8 protein-coding genes and 1 pseudogene are annotated in these 16,826 nt (G+C 38.4%); 1 reads left to right on the top strand and 8 read right to left on the bottom strand.

What is annotated here, in order from left to right; all coding sequences use genetic code 11:
• Positions 1–10: 10 nt before the first annotated feature.
• Positions 11–2,041 (bottom strand): recombinase, encoded by a 2,031-nt coding sequence (locus HMPREF1321_RS02885; protein ID WP_034575574.1) that lies wholly within the window; start codon positions 2,039–2,041, stop codon positions 11–13.
• Between the two features lie 142 nt (positions 2,042–2,183).
• Positions 2,184–5,060: a TonB-dependent receptor gene (locus tag HMPREF1321_RS02890; protein WP_009421273.1), complete on the bottom strand. Its 2,877-nt coding sequence runs from the start codon at positions 5,058–5,060 to the stop codon at positions 2,184–2,186.
• 281 nt (positions 5,061–5,341) lie between these two features.
• Between HMPREF1321_RS02890 and HMPREF1321_RS02895 the strand changes: the two genes are divergently transcribed.
• Positions 5,342–6,661 carry a sugar MFS transporter gene (locus tag HMPREF1321_RS02895; RefSeq protein ID WP_009421277.1) on the top strand — a complete coding sequence of 440 codons (1,320 nt, stop codon included), beginning with the start codon at positions 5,342–5,344 and terminating at the stop codon, positions 6,659–6,661.
• A 63-nt stretch (positions 6,662–6,724) separates the two neighbouring features.
• Here the strand turns inward: HMPREF1321_RS02895 and HMPREF1321_RS02900 are convergent, their stop codons facing one another.
• From HMPREF1321_RS02900 to HMPREF1321_RS12150, 6 genes and pseudogenes are all read right to left on the bottom strand, one after another.
• On the bottom strand, positions 6,725–7,357 hold the full coding sequence (locus tag HMPREF1321_RS02900; RefSeq protein ID WP_009421296.1) for a hypothetical protein: 633 nt from the start codon (positions 7,355–7,357) through the stop codon (positions 6,725–6,727).
• A 98-nt stretch (positions 7,358–7,455) separates the two neighbouring features.
• Positions 7,456–9,150 carry a lysine--tRNA ligase gene (gene lysS, locus HMPREF1321_RS02905; RefSeq protein ID WP_009421293.1) on the bottom strand — a complete coding sequence of 565 codons (1,695 nt, stop codon included), beginning with the start codon at positions 9,148–9,150 and terminating at the stop codon, positions 7,456–7,458.
• A 392-nt stretch (positions 9,151–9,542) separates the two neighbouring features.
• Positions 9,543–10,868 carry a sodium:proton antiporter NhaD gene (nhaD, locus tag HMPREF1321_RS02910; protein ID WP_009421299.1) on the bottom strand — a complete coding sequence of 442 codons (1,326 nt, stop codon included), beginning with the start codon at positions 10,866–10,868 and terminating at the stop codon, positions 9,543–9,545.
• Between the two features lie 71 nt (positions 10,869–10,939).
• Positions 10,940–13,870, bottom strand: a complete 2,931-nt coding sequence (locus HMPREF1321_RS02915; protein ID WP_009421308.1) for a glycoside hydrolase family 3 N-terminal domain-containing protein — start codon at positions 13,868–13,870, stop codon at positions 10,940–10,942.
• An 88-nt stretch (positions 13,871–13,958) separates the two neighbouring features.
• Positions 13,959–15,335: a sigma-54-dependent transcriptional regulator gene (locus tag HMPREF1321_RS02920; RefSeq protein ID WP_002670899.1), complete on the bottom strand. Its 1,377-nt coding sequence runs from the start codon at positions 15,333–15,335 to the stop codon at positions 13,959–13,961.
• A gap of 975 nt (positions 15,336–16,310) precedes the next feature.
• A pseudogene (locus HMPREF1321_RS12150) lies at positions 16,311–16,481 on the bottom strand (phosphinothricin acetyltransferase).
• Positions 16,482–16,826 lie beyond the last annotated feature (345 nt).

Genomic DNA, 16,826 nt, shown 5'->3' on the forward strand with positions numbered 1-16,826 from the left:
GAATATTCTTTTATTCTTTCTCCTTTACGGGAAAGAAAAAGGCTCTGGGACGAGCTTTAAAGGCTCTCCATACACAACGACCTAAATATTTTAGTTCTGAAGCAGGGACTTCGCGAGAGCGTAGGGCTATCCATAGAGAGAGACCAAAACTCACAATAAAGTTACCTAAACCGATGATGCCTATCCCTAAGATACACCAAAAAATATTCTCTAAGCTAATGATAAAATTCATACCATACAAGCCGTAAGCTAAATTACCACTGGCAAAGGTGATGTGGCGTATATCGATGGGCAAGCCGAAGAAATGACCTATTGCCCACGCACTTCCCATAAAGACTCCAAACCAAATATTTGAGACGACACTCGGCCACTTTTGTTGCATCCAGTTAGCAACGCGTTGCATACGTACTTTACCAAAGAAGCCTTTAAGAAAGGGGTGTTCGGAAAGACGATAATAGAAGTTGTTAAAATTGTTTACACTAGCTACGTTACCTGCTATAATACCCGATAAGAACAGAAATATCCCTGCAATACAAGCGTGCAAAAATACAGGGGTGTGCCATATATTTAGGTCTTCCAAGAGATGTAAACTCTTTTTGGTAGCGATATTGTAACCACTGAGATAACTCATTCCTATCGCCAAAAGCATAGACACAGGAAAAGCACCAAACACATTACCCACAAAGGCGATGAACTGCGAACGGAACAAACGCGTAAAGAGTGCTGAGAATTCGGTGTAATGTTTCTGTTTTTCCTTATTGTTATCGTTGTCGCTGAGGCTCTCTAAAGTCTTTGCAATCGTAGAAGCCGTCATCGCAGGTTGCTTGGTAGCCAAAGTAGACCCTGTGAGGTAGATGAGCACAAAACCAATAGCGTAGTTAAAACTGTAGTTCAGTGCACGGAAAAAATCACTTTGGTCGGGTTGCATCGACATATAGAGTTTTACCAAACACATAAACCCCACGATAACCCCACCCCACAAAGCTGTTTTAAGCATCTTGAAGTACTCACCGGTAGTAGAAGTAATATAGTGTTCACCCGTCTTTCCGGTATAGTTCGTAATCTCGTAGGTGATGTTATAAACACTATCATCTATCAGCTTTCGAATATTGTTCTTCTTAGAATTAGTTTTCACCATATCTAAGTAGAAGGCAATCGTTTTTTCACATTTATCAGCTTCTTTCTCTATAAACAGGTAGTTATAGAGTCGCTTGATGCGTTTTATTTGCTGACGAATGAGCAAAAGAGTTTGGTTCACACTGAAACTCACCCCATATTTAGAAGTATTGGCATCAGCTTTGTTTACGAAATCCTCACACTGACCAGCTAGAATATTCAGCTGTTTGTAATCGAGTTCGTGGTCTTGTATATATAGATAAGGGTTATCTTCCTTGGAAAGAGTGCGTGCAAGATTGTTCAGCTCATCGTCGAGAGCGATAAAGGGGCTGTTGAGATGAGCATATTCAGGCACCATACGGCGCACATCAGTTTGCAAGGCGAGCCCTCCCATACGTTGAGAGAGAATCATTATCGCCAAAAGGATTTGCTTGGAAGTAGTTTTGCCCTCACTATCCTCATAGAAAGTAGATACAGCAAGAATTTCAAAGAGTTCTTTCCAGTTATCTAAAGGAATTTGATGTACCCATTTCACATCGGAAGGACGGTAGAAGAGTTGGTTGAGTACGTATTGTATATTCTCTTCCGAAGGCTGGTCGGGCAAAAGCTGACGACTGATACGGCGACGCAGTTCTTTGAAGAAAGAAACACTGTTCAGCAGACCTGCGTCAGTAAAAAGAATTACTTTTTGTTTATTAGCAAATACGTTGTGGAGCTTTTCCTTGAAGAAAGCGATGCACTCGGGTTTGTGTTTGATTTCAGCGATGAGTTCATCGATATTGAGGGGAGACTTTTTATTTTTACTTTTGCGACGAAAGTAGTTCACTACATCAAACACGAAGTCAATATCTTCATAGTCTGATGAGTGCATATAAGTCTCAAAGATTTCATAAATAGATTTATATTCTTTTGCGAATCGTAACATATCTTACAATAAATAATTAAAAATTGATAATTTAGAATGGTGCAAAGGTACGAAAAAATTGTCAATCTGCTAATTTGTTAATTAAAAAAGGCTGCCCGAGTAGGACAGCCTTTTAAGTTCTTATCTTTTATTTTTCAACTTATTAGAAGTTGTATCGTACGCCAAAGCTAAAGGTACGACCTTCACCAAAGTACACTTGGTTTCTCACATCGATACCTTGATAAGTTTTACTACTATCAGTGGTGTGAATACTTGTATATGATTCAGCGATGTAATAAGTATCTAATAGGTTATAGGCGTGAGCTGAGAAAGTGAGACGTTGCTTATCAGTAAGTTGCCATCTATAAAAAGCAGAAAGGTCAAACAAATGATAAGCAGGTAATTTTATAGCTCCTTTTTCAGCTACTGTTTTTTCAGAAAAAGTACCAATATTCAAATTAGCATATAAATTATCTATATAGCGCCAATCGATATCAAAATTCAAATTCTTAACGGGCAGCACAGTTAATCCCAAAGAAGCTGTTGTTTGAGCTGTTTGTCCTACTTTTGCTTTATCTAAGTATAGTTTGAGCTCTGCAGCCCTACCAACAGGCACCTCATTTCCTTGTAAGTCTATAGCATTACCATTCTCATTCAAAAGAGTTCCTGAGGCATCGCCTTTGTAATACCAGTCACCAAATGAGAACATACCATTTAGTTTTAAGTAATCAGTAATAGTAGCTTTGAAATCTACTTCCACCCCATTGTGTATTTCTTGAACACCCAAAATATTTGCATAGCCTGTATTACTGCCACGTCCTCCTGAAGAACTTCCGAAAGTGTAAGTTTGACGAAGAAATCTATCTTTCCAAGTAGTGTGATAAAGGTTTAAATTACCACTGAAGAATTTAGATTTAAAACCATATCCAGCTTCTACTCCAAATATCTTTTCATTGGTAAGCGAAGGATTTAAATAGTTTAGATTGTTAGGATATACAGCGTTGAAGAAAGGTTGCTTAGAATAATATCCTATGTTAGCATACACATTATGCTGTTCGTTGATATTATAATTCACTCCTCCTTTGATATTATAACCTATCAAGTTTTTAAAACCTGTTTTAGTATACATTACCGAATTAGGATTTGTACTTATAGCGCGTGAAACTCCATCTTTCAAAAAGTTATCAATACGTTGATATGACTGCATAGAGGTAGAACCTTGTAAGAAAGCTGAAAAATGATCGTCAGAGTATTCTAACTGTGAAAAAAGTCCCATCCATTTCACTTCCCCTTCACTACTATAACCTATACGATTTTCAAGAGGTTCTACTTTCTGGAAAGGATTCCAAGAGGGCTTAGTAGATACCGCAGAACGAATTACGGTAGGAGTTGCCAAATTCTTGTTGTTATTTTGTGTATTATCAGTATAACTATCGTTACCCAACAAATCAGTTACTACTTGATAGTGATAACCATAGTAATAACGACCATCAAGCCCCATATTAATAGTGAAGTGATTATTAATCTGGTGTTGCAGGTTGGTAAGGATACCATACCAGTCGTGTGAGTTTACTGAGCCATTTAAGGTAAAACCTTCACCATAACCTGTAAAAGCTCGACCTCCACCTGGATTAGCAATTGTTACGTTCTTTCCTGCTTCTCTTGGGTGTTGCATAGGGAGTAAATCATCTACTGTCTCTCCGTTGTTATAACGCACCACTTTATCGAAATCTATCTGTCCATCATCTTTACGGAAAGAATTTAAATAGTTTTTCTGAAGTGAATAAGTGGTTGTACCACTAGCAGTAGTTTTCGAAGAGATTGAATGTGCCACCCCCGATGAACTTGTTCCCATACCACGTCCTAATGATGCATATACTACAGTACTAAGGGAAGTACTTTCATTGATATTCCAATCCCAATTGAGCATTGCTACTGGTTTGTGATAAACATTTTTCTTAATGGTGTGTTCTTTACCATTTAAGTATCCCCAATCTGAATTATAGCGACGGTTGGGTTTGTCTTCTGAACCATATTTCTGATAATCAGAAATTAGCGGACTTATATTACGTTGGTTATGCCATTGTGGAGCCCCTGTGAAGGTAAATTGGAAACTATGTTTTTTAGAAGGTTCATAACCTAACGCAAAATAGTAGCTATAGCCATCAAACTGAGTACCATCTACATATTTACGTCCTGCATTTTTGCTGAATAACACAGAAGCCGACCAACCAGTAAGACTCTTTCCTGTATTGTAAGAAACCGTACCTTTATATTCTTGATTAGTACCATAGTTGAAAGATATATTTCCTCCTTCTCGCATATCGGAAGCACGCAAAATAAAGTTCATTGTACCACCTACTGATGCAATCGCCAATTTAGATGCTCCAAGCCCACGTTGTACCTGCATTGCGGAAGTTACATCTGAAAGCCCTGTCCAGTTACTGAAGTATACGGTACCACCTTCCATATCATTTACAGGCATACCATTAACCATTACAGCCACATTCCTACTGTCAAAGCCTCGAATATTGATTTTAGAGTCACCAAAGCCTCCTCCGCCTTTGGTGGCGTAGACAGAAGGTGTGCGATTGAGTACTTCAGGAAGCTCTCGTGTACCTAATTTTTCTATAATTTCGGTAGCTTGAATAGTAGATACCGCCACAGGTGTTTTACGTTCTTGTGCAATGTCTAACAAGGTGCTTTTACCTGTTACAATTACCTCTCCTAGGGTTTGTTGGTCGCTTGTAAGGGTAATTCGCACGTGCGCTTTACCATTCACAAGTTTATACGAAACTGTCTTGGTAACATATCCAAGATAAGAGAACTCTAAGGTTCCAGTAGGTGAGTCTACATTCAAGGAATACTTACCGTCCATATCAGTAGAAGCTCCTTTGGTAGTCCCTTTAACCAAAACATTTGCTCCCATTAACGGAGCGTTGTAATCACCATCAATTACTTCACCTGTAATAACTCCTTGCTGTGAGTAAAGCATTGATGTGAGAAAAAGTACGGCTACATTTAAAAACCAGCTTTTCATTATATTAGTTAAATTAGTTACGAATGGTTATGGTCAGTAGTGAGCTAAGTAGTACTATTTTATTCGGAGCAAAGTTACTAACTTTTTTGATATCCCCCAACAGATTTGTCAAAATATTTTCTAACATATTTATTAACAAGGATTTTACCTACACATAAAGTACTAAGTACAAGTATGTTGTACGCTTTAAGTTATATATACAACAAAAATAAAGTGTTAAATTTTAACTATTTTTTAATCTTTTGTAGTAGATTTGCGCTCTAAACCGAGCTTATACAGCAATGAATAGACAAAAGAAACATACCCAAGCCTTTATTTTGGTAGCACTTTTATTCTTACTTTTTGGAGGTTTAACAGTGCTCATACAGCTTTTATTACCTCATCTTCGTGATGTGTTTCAGTTGCATTATTCCGATGCAGCCTATATTCTTCTATCTTTCTTCTTGTCTTACTTATTTTTTTCTATCCCTGCAGGTTTTATTCTCACTAAAATAGGCTATCAGCGGGGTATTATCTTAGGTCTTTTGCTCATCTCTTTGGGCGCTTTGCTCTTCTATCCTGCTGCCGGGGAACGTTTATATTGGGTATTTTTAACTGCTATCTTCGTATTAGGCTGTGGCGTTACTTTCCTCCAAGTGGCTATGAACTCTTATATAGTGATTCTAGGCGACGAAGCCACTACACCTCGCCAGCTCACTTTCTCTCAAGCTTTCAACGCCATAGGCACTACTATTGCTCCTATATTTGGAGCCACTTACTTACTGAGCAACGAAATAAAAAAAGAAGCTGAAATAGAAGCCTTAGACACTACAGATAAGCTTATTTATTTCCGTGAAGAAGCCTTTTCAATACAATTACCTTTTTTCTATATAGCCTTATGGGCACTTGCTTTAGCATTTGTTTTTGCAGTAGTTAAATTACCTTATGCTTATAGAATAAAAGAAGAAGTAAATAAAGACAGTTATTGGAATCTTCTCAAGAAAACTCCCTTACTGTTGGGGGCTATAGGTATCTTCTTGTATGTAGGTGCTGAAGTAGTGATAGGAAGTTATGCAGTAAACTACTTCATCAATATGAACATCACTAAGGATATTTTAGAGAGCCCTTTTATGTGCTTTATTGTAGAAACGCTTGGCTCATTGGCGGGAAAACCTCATCTAACCTCAGCCGACCCCAAGGCTATTATAGCTGTTTTTCTCACTTTCTACTGGGGAGGTGCTATGTTAGGACGCTTTATCAGTGTTTATCTCATCAAGTGGATTGCTCCCGCCAAAGTTCTCATTGCTTTTGCTATAGTTGCCATCTCTCTTATTTTGTTTTCTATCAATACCGGTGGTTTGCTCTCAATGTGGACTTTATTAAGTATCGGCCTCTTCAACTCTATGATGTTTCCCACTATCTTTGCGCTTGCTTGTGAAGGGATAGACGAACTCAAAACTCAAGCTTCAGGTATCCTTTGTACGATGATTGTCGGTGGCGGACTCTTGCCTATTCTGTACGGTTTCCTTACCGACTATATAGGTTTCCGCTTAGCATTCCTCACCTTAGTAGTTTGCTACGGTTATATCGCTTTCTTTGGTTTTTACAAAAACAATAAATAATCATCAATGATAATAAACAATTGATAATTAACAAAAAAAAATCAGCTAATTTACTTTCACAAATTAGCTGATTTTTTTCAATACATTATAAATTCCCAAAAGTGCTACTATCCTTATTCCTTCATAAACTAATGGAGTTGATAGGTTTGCGAGTTTTATCTTGGTATCGTGTTTTGAAGCAAGTATATCGTTATCGATAAAATACACAAAAGGAGAGGGAACTTTCCATACAATAAGCTCTATAATATAAAACAGAAGAAATACATAAAATAACTGCCAACAATAGTGTAATAGCTTTTTTTTCTCAGTAGCCAAATATAAAACCAAAACACCATTTAGCAGACATAATATAGCAAAAACGCCATTATTATTGAATTGCATCACAGCACTAATCCCCACTAACATTGCTGTTATCACAAGTAAATAACCTATATTCTTGCACAATGCAAGAGCATGCAGATAATCCCTAAACTTTATATTGAGTACCAACAAACGGTCACGTTGTTGCTTATCCTCATTGCTTAAAAGCTCGTAATCTGTTCCCGGTGAAGGCATCATTTCCTTCATTACCTCTTTGAGCAAACGTTCGTCTTTAATCTTTTCGAGGAGTTCAGTAGGATATTTTCCTTGTTCTAAAATCGCTTTGGCACGCGTGATTAATCTTTCTTTATAGGATATTTTTTCAGTGATATTCATTACTATTTCCTTTAACAAAATTTCTACCTAAGAAGCTATTAATATCGTATTGTGTTATAACCTTTGGCAAAATCTATATCATATCTAATTAATAATTATCAATTGTTACTTGCTAATTCCACAAACAGTTCTTCTCCTTCTTTTACTACTTTCGCTACTTTCTTACTGGTAAGACCTTTAATGGCTTTATCCCATTTCTTGTTAGAAAATGCCGTTTGTGTTTTGAGAGCATCTAAAAGCAGTCTTTCTGAGGTTTTTAAAAGCTCAAACACTACTTTTTCGTCTTCCGAAAGCTCTACTTCTTTCTTCTCAGGACGCATTTGTGGGAAGAAAAGCACTTCTTGTATGCTCTCATTATTAGTGAGGAACATTACGAGTCTGTCCATACCGATACCCAAACCTGAAGTAGGTGGCATACCGTATTCAAGAGCACGCAAGAAATCTTGGTCAATGAACATCGCTTCGTCGTCGCCTTTTTCTGAGAGTCGCAATTGCTCTTCAAAGCGCTCACGTTGGTCTATAGGGTCGTTCAATTCCGAATAAGCATTGGCAATCTCCTTACCGCATACCATTAACTCAAAACGTTCAGTAAGGTCGGGGTTGTCGCGGTGTTCTTTGGTCAGTGGCGACATCTCTTTCGGGTAATCGGTAATGAAAGTAGGCTGAATGAAGTTACCTTCACATTTCTCACCAAATATCTCATCTATCAGTTTGCCCTTGCCCATCGCCTCGTCTACTGCAATACCGATAGACTGTGCAAAGGCTCTCAATTCGTCTTCTGTCTTCCCAGTGATGTCAAAGCCTGTGAACTGTTTAATAGCATCAGTCATCGTAAGGCGTGGATAAGGTGCTTTGAAATCTACTGTATGTTTACCAAAGGTCGCCTTAGTAGTACCATTCACGGCTATAGCGCAATGTTCGATTAAGCGTTCAGTGAAGTCCATCATCCAGTGATAATCTTTGTAAGCCACATAAATTTCCATAGCCGTAAACTCAGGATTGTGAGTTCTATCCATACCCTCGTTGCGGAAGTTCTTAGAAAACTCATATACCCCGTCAAAACCTCCTACAATAAGACGTTTTAAGTAAAGTTCATTGGCAATACGCATATACAGCGGAATGTCCAACGCATTGTGATGAGTGATAAACGGACGTGCACTAGCTCCCCCTGGTATAGCTTGTAGTATAGGTGTCTCTACTTCCAAATAACCTGCATCGTTAAAAAACTGACGCATAGCATTGAAGAGTTTAGTGCGCTTGATAAACACTTCTTTCACTTGTGGATTTACTACCAAATCTACATAGCGCATACGGTAGCGTTGTTCAGGATCGGTGAAGGCATCGTGTACTTTACCATCGGCATCTACCTTAGGCATAGGTAGCGGACGTAATACTTTTGAAAGTAGCGTAAAGTTCTTTACCAACACAGTTTTCTCACCCATTTTAGTGATGAAGAGTGTTCCTTCAGCACCTATAAAGTCACCTAAATCCAATAATTTTTTAAACACCTCGTTGTAAAGCGTTTTATCATCAGTAGGGCACATCTCATCGCGGTTGAAGTACAATTGCATCGTGCCTTCACTATCCTGCAAAGTAGCAAACGAGGCTTTTCCTTGTACACGCAACGACATTAATCTACCGGCTACAACCACTTGTTTACCTTCTTCATAATGGTTGGCTACATCCTTAGAGGTAGTATCAACCGGATATAATGGAGCGGGATAAGGGTTTATCCCCAATTCTTTCAATTTAGAGAGTTTTTCTCTGCGAATGATTTCTTGTTCTGATAACATCTTTTTTAATTATTAACGCTTAATGATAAATGGTTAGTGGCTAGTGATTAATTGAAATACTTTTAGGGTGCAAAAGTACGGCGTTTTTTTGACTTACACAATAGTATTCGCAAATAAACACGACGTTCATATTTAAAGTTTTAAGAGTCTTCTCTCTTACAATCCTATTTATTCTGTAAAACAATTCTTCATAATGTGCTTTTGCCAGCAAAGATACTAAGTTATTTCTAAATGTGAACACTGTGCATTGACGTACTTTTATATTCTCTATACACCTCCCATAATACACAAAGAGAGACTAAGAAGTAACTATGCTGATGTTCACCTATTAAAAAAGACTGCCTAAAAAATTATATTTAGGCAGTCTTTCGTATATGATGTATCGTTTTATGCTATCCAAAAACGTGTAAAGCTTCAAAACTTACCAAAGTAAGATAACCTAACACAAAACCTAAAAGGGCTATCCATAAGATATTTTTCACATACCAAAAGAAATTAATCTTTTCCATACCCATAGCTACTACCCCCGCAGCCGAACCGATGATAAGCAAGCTACCTCCTGTACCAGCCGCATAGGCAATGTAGTGCCAAAGACCACTATCCATAGGTTCTTGGAACATACCCATACTAGCCGCTACTAATGGTACGTTGTCTATTACAGCAGAGGCGAAACCTAAGAGCAAAATCACTACGTTTGTACTTGGGATAGTCTCATTCAATGTTTGTGCAAAGTTAAAAAGCGTACCGATAGTTTGCAATGAAGCCACTGCCAAGAGGATTCCTAAGAAGAATAGTATGCTCGAAAATTCGATACGTCCTAAAGCACGATGAATACTGAATTTATCCTTATCGGTCGATGAAAGTTCCCTGATAGGTTTTAATTTTTCAGAAATAAACCACATAGTAGCCAGAGCAAAAAGCATACCTATATAAGGAGGTAAGTGTGTAATCGATTTAAAAATAGGCACAAAGATAATAGAGATAAAGCCTATTACCAACACAGGCATACTGCTCTTGTAAGTAATACTCTCTTCGCTGTCTGAAGTGTCTATCTTTCCTTTGAATATAGGTAAAAACGAAGCGACAAATAAAGGTACTATCAAGCATACAGTAGCAGGAATAAATACGTATTCTACTAATTTAGCAGCACTTACTTTATTTTTTACCCAAAGCATAGTAGTCGTTACGTCACCGATAGGAGACCAAGCTCCTCCTGCATTGGCAGCGATCACAATGAGAGAAGCATACCAAATGCGCTCTTTTTGGTCAGGTATGAGCTTACGTACAATGGTAATGAGAATAATGGTAGTAGTAAGGTTGTCGATAATAGAAGAGAGGAAAAAAGCAATAATACCTATAATCCAAAGCAATTTTACTTTGCTTCTAGTGCGAATCACCCGCTTGATGATTTCAAACCCACGGTGCATATCAATGATTTCTACAATGGTCATTGCACCGATTAAGAAGAAGAGTATTTCGGAAGTTTCAGCTAAGTGATGTCGTAGTGCTTCATCAATAGCATTACTGTTGTTAGCTATATCTACGGGTACTAACACTCCGTTGAGCACTTCTAGTACATCAAGGTTAAATACTTTAAGTATCGTCCAACAGATGACAGCCATAGCTAAGGCTGAAATGGTTTTGTCTACCTTTATTTGGTGTTCGGTAGTAATACAAAGATAGCCAATAAAAAAAATGGCAATAATCCACGCTTCCATATAATAAATTTTATTTTAAAAATTAACGTGGCGCAAATGTACTAAAACTTCTCGTTATATACCAAATCTTTTTAAAAGTTTTTATTCGTAGATAGAGCTTGGTACACCACTCCTTGTATCTTTTGGCGCACCAATCGGTTTACTAAAAGTTTATTGTCAGAAGAGGGATAAGTGCGGTTCGAGAGGATAACTACTACTATTTCATTAGTGGGGTCAGCCCACGCAAAAGTCCCCGTAAAACCAGTATGTCCAAAGCTATCCATTGGCACACAACCACAAGTAGGACCTGATTTGCCTAACTGCGGCTTATCGAATCCTAAGCCCCGACGGTTGCCTTCCGGACAGTAATTACAAGTGTTGAAGATTTTTATAGCCTGAGGTTGCAAGAACCACGTACCACCGTAATATCCTTGTTGGAGGTACATTTGCATTACTTTGGCTACATCGTCGGCAGTTCCAAAAAGTCCTGCATGCCCACCAACCCCTCCTAAAAGGGCTGCTCCTTGGTCGTGTACGTACCCTCGAAGCTCCTGAGAACGAAAGGTCTTCTCATCTTCGGCAGGCGCAATATTTACAGGAGAGAAGCGTTGCAAAGGAAGAAAAGTAAGCTGGTAGGCTCCTAAACCTCTATAAAAGTGCTTCTGAACGATTTCTTGTAGGGGCTTCTTGTTTTTTTTTTCTATGTACTTCTTGAAATAATAATAAGGGAGGTCGCTATATAAGTACTTTTTATCTTTGATAAGCTCACTCTCGTCAATTGTTTTATAAATACTGTCAGTATACCCTTCTCTAAGATATAAGTCTTTGGCTACCTCAGTAGGGAAAGAATCACTTTTAGTAGTGCTGTAATACTCAGGCGAAGGTTTCCTATCAATATCTAAGGTTTTTCGGTAAAAAGGAATCCACGACTGGAACTGAGCATAGTGCGAGAGCACATCTTTCATTACCAAATCTCCCTTGTTTGTATGTTTGAGCTTGGGTAGCAAATCCTCAAAAGTATCTACGGGTTTGAAATCTCCACGTACATAAAGGCGCATCAATTCAGGGAGAGTAGCCAATATTTTCGTAAGCGAAGCGAGGTCGTAAATAGTATTGTCGGTCACTTTATTGGCTGGATTGTAATCTAAAGTACCAAAATTCTTGCGATAAACTACCTTTCCTCTTTTGGCAACCAATACTTGCATCCCGGGTGTCATTTTTTGTGCTACAGCATCAAGAGCTATGCTGTCTATCTCTTTTAGTTTAAGAGAATTGAGCCCCACGCTTTCAGGTAAACCGTAAGCTAAGCGTCCTATTCTGGGAGTAGCAATTGAAGTCCCTACGGGTAAGTTAGGGTGTGCTGTTACAGGCAAAACTCCTTTACCCTCAATAGCACCAAAGATGAGCTGAGCGGCTTTCTCTTGGGCTACTTTGTTATTTTGGTAAGCAAATACAATAGCTTTAATAGGAGCTATATTTTTCACGTCGAGCATCGCATAGGGGCGAGTAAACACTGCGAGGATTACCTTTTTTTTCTTAGCAATATGCTCTAACCATTTCAGTTCGTTCTCTGTAAACTTGTATGCGTCCCAAGGGGTCTTATCTGGTTTGTGCAACCCGATGATAATCGTGTCAAAAGGTTCAACTGCTTCATATAGTTGTGCCTCATTCTTAGGCTCAATAAGCACGGTCTCTGCGTATTTGCGTAAGGTGGAATAAAACGCCCAACCACTGTCGTTACCAAACTTCACATAGGCTATTTTGCGCTTGTCCAAGTCTTTTATAGGCAGTATATTTTCCTTGTTTTGCCCTACCGTAATCGCATTTTCAAACAGTTCCTCAGTGAGCAAATCATCTTCTACCGTGTGCAAAGTCGAGGTTACAGTGCTTTCGTCTAACTGTTTGAAAGATGTGAGCCCCACTTTGTATTTAGCCATTAGTATTTTCTTTACTGAATGGGCTAAGCGTTCCTCACTGATGCGTTTGTTCTGGTAGGCTTTCTTCATTGCCTCAAAACCCTTAGCTACATTAGCTGGCATCAGCAAAATATCGTTACCCGCCAAGAAGGCTTCTACTTCCACTTCGCCTACGGGCAAGTATTCCGATACCCCTTTCATACCAAGTGCATCGGTAAAGATAAGCCCTTGATAACCTAATTTCTTTTTGAGTAAATCGGTGATAATAGCACTTGATAACGAAGAAGGTAGCCCTGTTTTAGGTTCTAAGGAAGGAATATTAAGGTGCCCTACCATTATGCTAGCTACTCCTTCTCTGATGAGGGCTTTAAAAGGATAAAGTTCTACCTCGTCAATACGGTTAGTGGCGAAAGATATAAGCGGTAAAGTTTTATGAGAATCTTTAGATGTATCGCCGTGACCAGGAAAGTGTTTAGCACTGCCCAACACCCCTACTGATTGCATTCCGCGAGTAAAAGCAAGCCCTTTTTGGGTTACATTCTCTTTATCCTCGCCAAACGAACGATTTCCTATAATAGGGTTATTCGGATTTGTGTTAATATCAATATCAGGAGCAAAGTTAAACTGCATACCCAATTGTTTGCAGTGTAACCCTATGCGTCTACCGGTACGTTCTACAAGATAGTTATCTTTGATTGCCCCAAGGGTCATATTCCACGGGTAAGCATAAGTAGAGTCCAAACGCATCGCCAATCCCCACTCGGCATCCATTGCCATAAAAAGCGGAATTTTAGAGAGTGCTTGGTATTCATTGGTGAGCTTTGCCTGACGCTTCGGTCCTCCTTTGGAGAAGATAATCCCTCCAATGTAGTATTTCTTTATGAAGTCTTTTACCTCTTCGGCCTTTTTTGTGCCTATATGGCTTGAAAATACCGATACCATAAACAGTTGCCCAATCTTTTCATCAAGGCTCATTTTGTTATAGGTGTCGTTCACCCACTGCTGTTGTGCTTGGGCATCGGTAGTTGTTAAAGGAGATTTATTCTGGGCAAGTGTAGTAAATAGTGATAAGTTAAAAAAAGTAATTAGTAAATAAGTCTTTCTCATTTTTTTGTATAAAAAGTAAAAGGTAAGAAATAACAGATAAGAGGCGTTTTACTTGCCTTTTACCTTATTACCTCTTACCTTTTACCTATTAAAATTCGTCTATATTATAGGCTTTAAGTTTGTTGTAAAGTGTTTTACGTGTAAAGCCTAACAGCTTAGCTGCTTCTGTTTTATTATTATGGGTCTCGTGTAGCGCACTAATAATGAGTTCACGCTCGTTTTCTTTGGTTGAAAAAGAAAAACGCTCGGTAGGAAAATGGCGTGTTTCGGTAATTACAGGCTCTGGCAACTCATTTTCGGTAATATAATCACCTTGTGTGAGCAGGGCAGCGCGTTTCACCGTGTTCGATAGTTCGCGCAAGTTACCTCCCCAAGTGTATAAAAGCATCTTTTGTACCGCCTTTTCAGTAAACCCTTGTACGTTCTTATGTAGCTTTTCATTTGCTTTTTCCAAGAAGTATGAAGCAAATATCATCAAGTCGTCTTTGCGTTCACTTAGCGAAGGTACTTTTATCGAAAACTCGTTCAATCGGTGATAAAGGTCTTCGCGAAACTCTCCTTTTCCTACTGCTGCCAATAAATCTTCGTTGGTAGCTGCCAATACACGAATATCAACTTCTATTTCCTTAGAACTACCAATAGGTTTAATACGGCGCTCTTGTAGGGCACGTAGCAACTGTATTTGGTTGTCATAGCTTAGGTTTCCTACCTCGTCAAGGAAAATAGTACCACCATTTGCCTCTTCAAAGTGTCCTTTCTTATCGGTAATTGCTCCCGTAAACGAACCCTTTACGTGACCGAAGAACTCACTCGATGCGATTTCTTTAGGAATAGCTCCGCAGTCCACCGCAATAAAAGGCTTGTTACGACGCTCACTTTTCAAGTGAATAGATTTGGCTATCACCTCTTTACCCGTACCACTTTCACCAGTAATGAGTACCGACATATCCGTAGGGGCTACCAAACTGATAAACTTATTCAGCTTTTTAGAAGCGGCACTTACACCTTCTATATATGAATTTTCGTTAGTAACAACAGGCTGAGCAGCTTTGCCTGGGCTGTTGTCCGCCTTCACATTTTCCTTCTTAGGTAACGAAGCCGTACGCGTACTGCTTTGCGCATTCTTAATAACATTCAGTACGTCCTCTTGTTGGAACGGTTTCGATATATAATCAAAAGCACCCAATTTCATTGCCTCTACCGCAGTCGATACTTCCGCATAGCTGGTCATTACCACTACTGGCAAATCTGGATATACTTCTTTCACCTTTTTCAAAAAATTGATACCGTCACCGTCGGGCAAACGTAAATCAGTGAATACTAAACTTAGCGATGCATTTAGGCTTTTCTCCGCTTCTTCTAAATTATAACATCTTACTACTTCATATCCATTGCGCTCCAAAAATTTACCTAACATTTTGGAAAAAACTACATCATCTTCTACTAAAAGAATTGGATTCTTCATACTTTATATATGTCTTTTTAAATTAAAAAATATACTGTTTTTAGCCGTTCTCTCACTTATCATCATATGATAAAAATATGAACATCAGCTTTGTGCGTTTAAAAAGCGCTCTTTAAAACAGGACAAAAATTTTGCAAATATACAAAACTTTTCTAATAAACATACTATATTAATAAAAAAAGACTTTCTTTTTTCAAGAAAGTCTTTCTTCAATGCATATAATATAAATACTACTACTAACTCCCAATATTTGTTAGTACTTTAAGCTAGCTTGGCTAAACTTAAAGGAATGTCTTAAAATAGTTTAATAAATGATTGTGTTTAAACAATTAAAATTTTAGCAATGTTCTTAATATAAAAGTTGTTTCCCAACAACACAATGAAATGAAATTTAATTTTTAACAACAGTTTTGTTTAATGATTCTTATCTAACAATGTTTCTTTTAGCAATTTTTTCAGTAATTTAATTTTTAACCATTTTCTGTTTGTGACAAATCATTTATTTTATTACTATGCACAATAAGTTTTATCAACTTACGCCTACTATATAGAAAATTCCGTGCCAAAATACCGAAAATCTGTTCATAACTACATTAAAACACTTATTATCAATATAATAAGTTATTAACAACCTGTTGATAACTTGTTAGTATCCCGTGCGTAACCTGTATACAAAGTGTGTAGTTATACACAAAACGTGTAAATATGTAACTTTTTACACACTATCATTCCTCAATCCAACCCCTCCTATACAATATCATCTCCTCCCCTTCTCTTCATCTTATTTTCATCTTAACCTCAATTCAACCATCAAATTCATCTCACAAGTGCTACTTATCCACAAGTCTGAGTGTACAAAAGAACTATTTTCTCCACTACCCTTCTGCCAATTCTCTACTAACTGCCCGTGCAGCTCGTCTCTACCCGTCGTGCTACACCCTCACATTACCTTCACCATTCGTCTCTCGCTATTCGTCATTTCTTCCTTCTTTCCGTCGCTACACTCTCCCTTTTCGAGGTAGCCAGCAATAGCTGGATATATGCCCCGCGATAGCGGAGTATGTGTAAAGGGGGAGGTTTATCACCTTTTCCAGCTTGTCCCCCTTCGGGGGTTCGGGGGCTTACCGATTAAATGATTCGCCACAGTTCCCCCTATCAAGATAGCCAGCAACAACTGGGTATGTGTAAAGGAGAATGTTTTCACCACATTATCTTCATCTTTCCCGTCACTACATTCCCCCTCTCCTTGGGAGAGGGACGGGGTGAGGATTCCCTTTTCTTTCGCCTCGAAACCTCGTTTTTACCATTTTTTGCATCACTGTATTATATTATTAATCAACTTTTTACACACCCTTTCTATACCAATCGTCCAAGATTCGTATAAGCTTCCTATAAGCTCTCTATAAGCTAACCCCACCCTCCTTACACCCTTTTTTCACCAAAAATACCCTTAACCTTCTTCTGAAAATCTCCGTTTCCTTCCGAATCCTC

This window comes from Capnocytophaga sp. oral taxon 412 str. F0487 (assembly GCF_000271925.1).
GTDB classification, from domain to species: domain Bacteria; phylum Bacteroidota; class Bacteroidia; order Flavobacteriales; family Flavobacteriaceae; genus Capnocytophaga; species Capnocytophaga ochracea.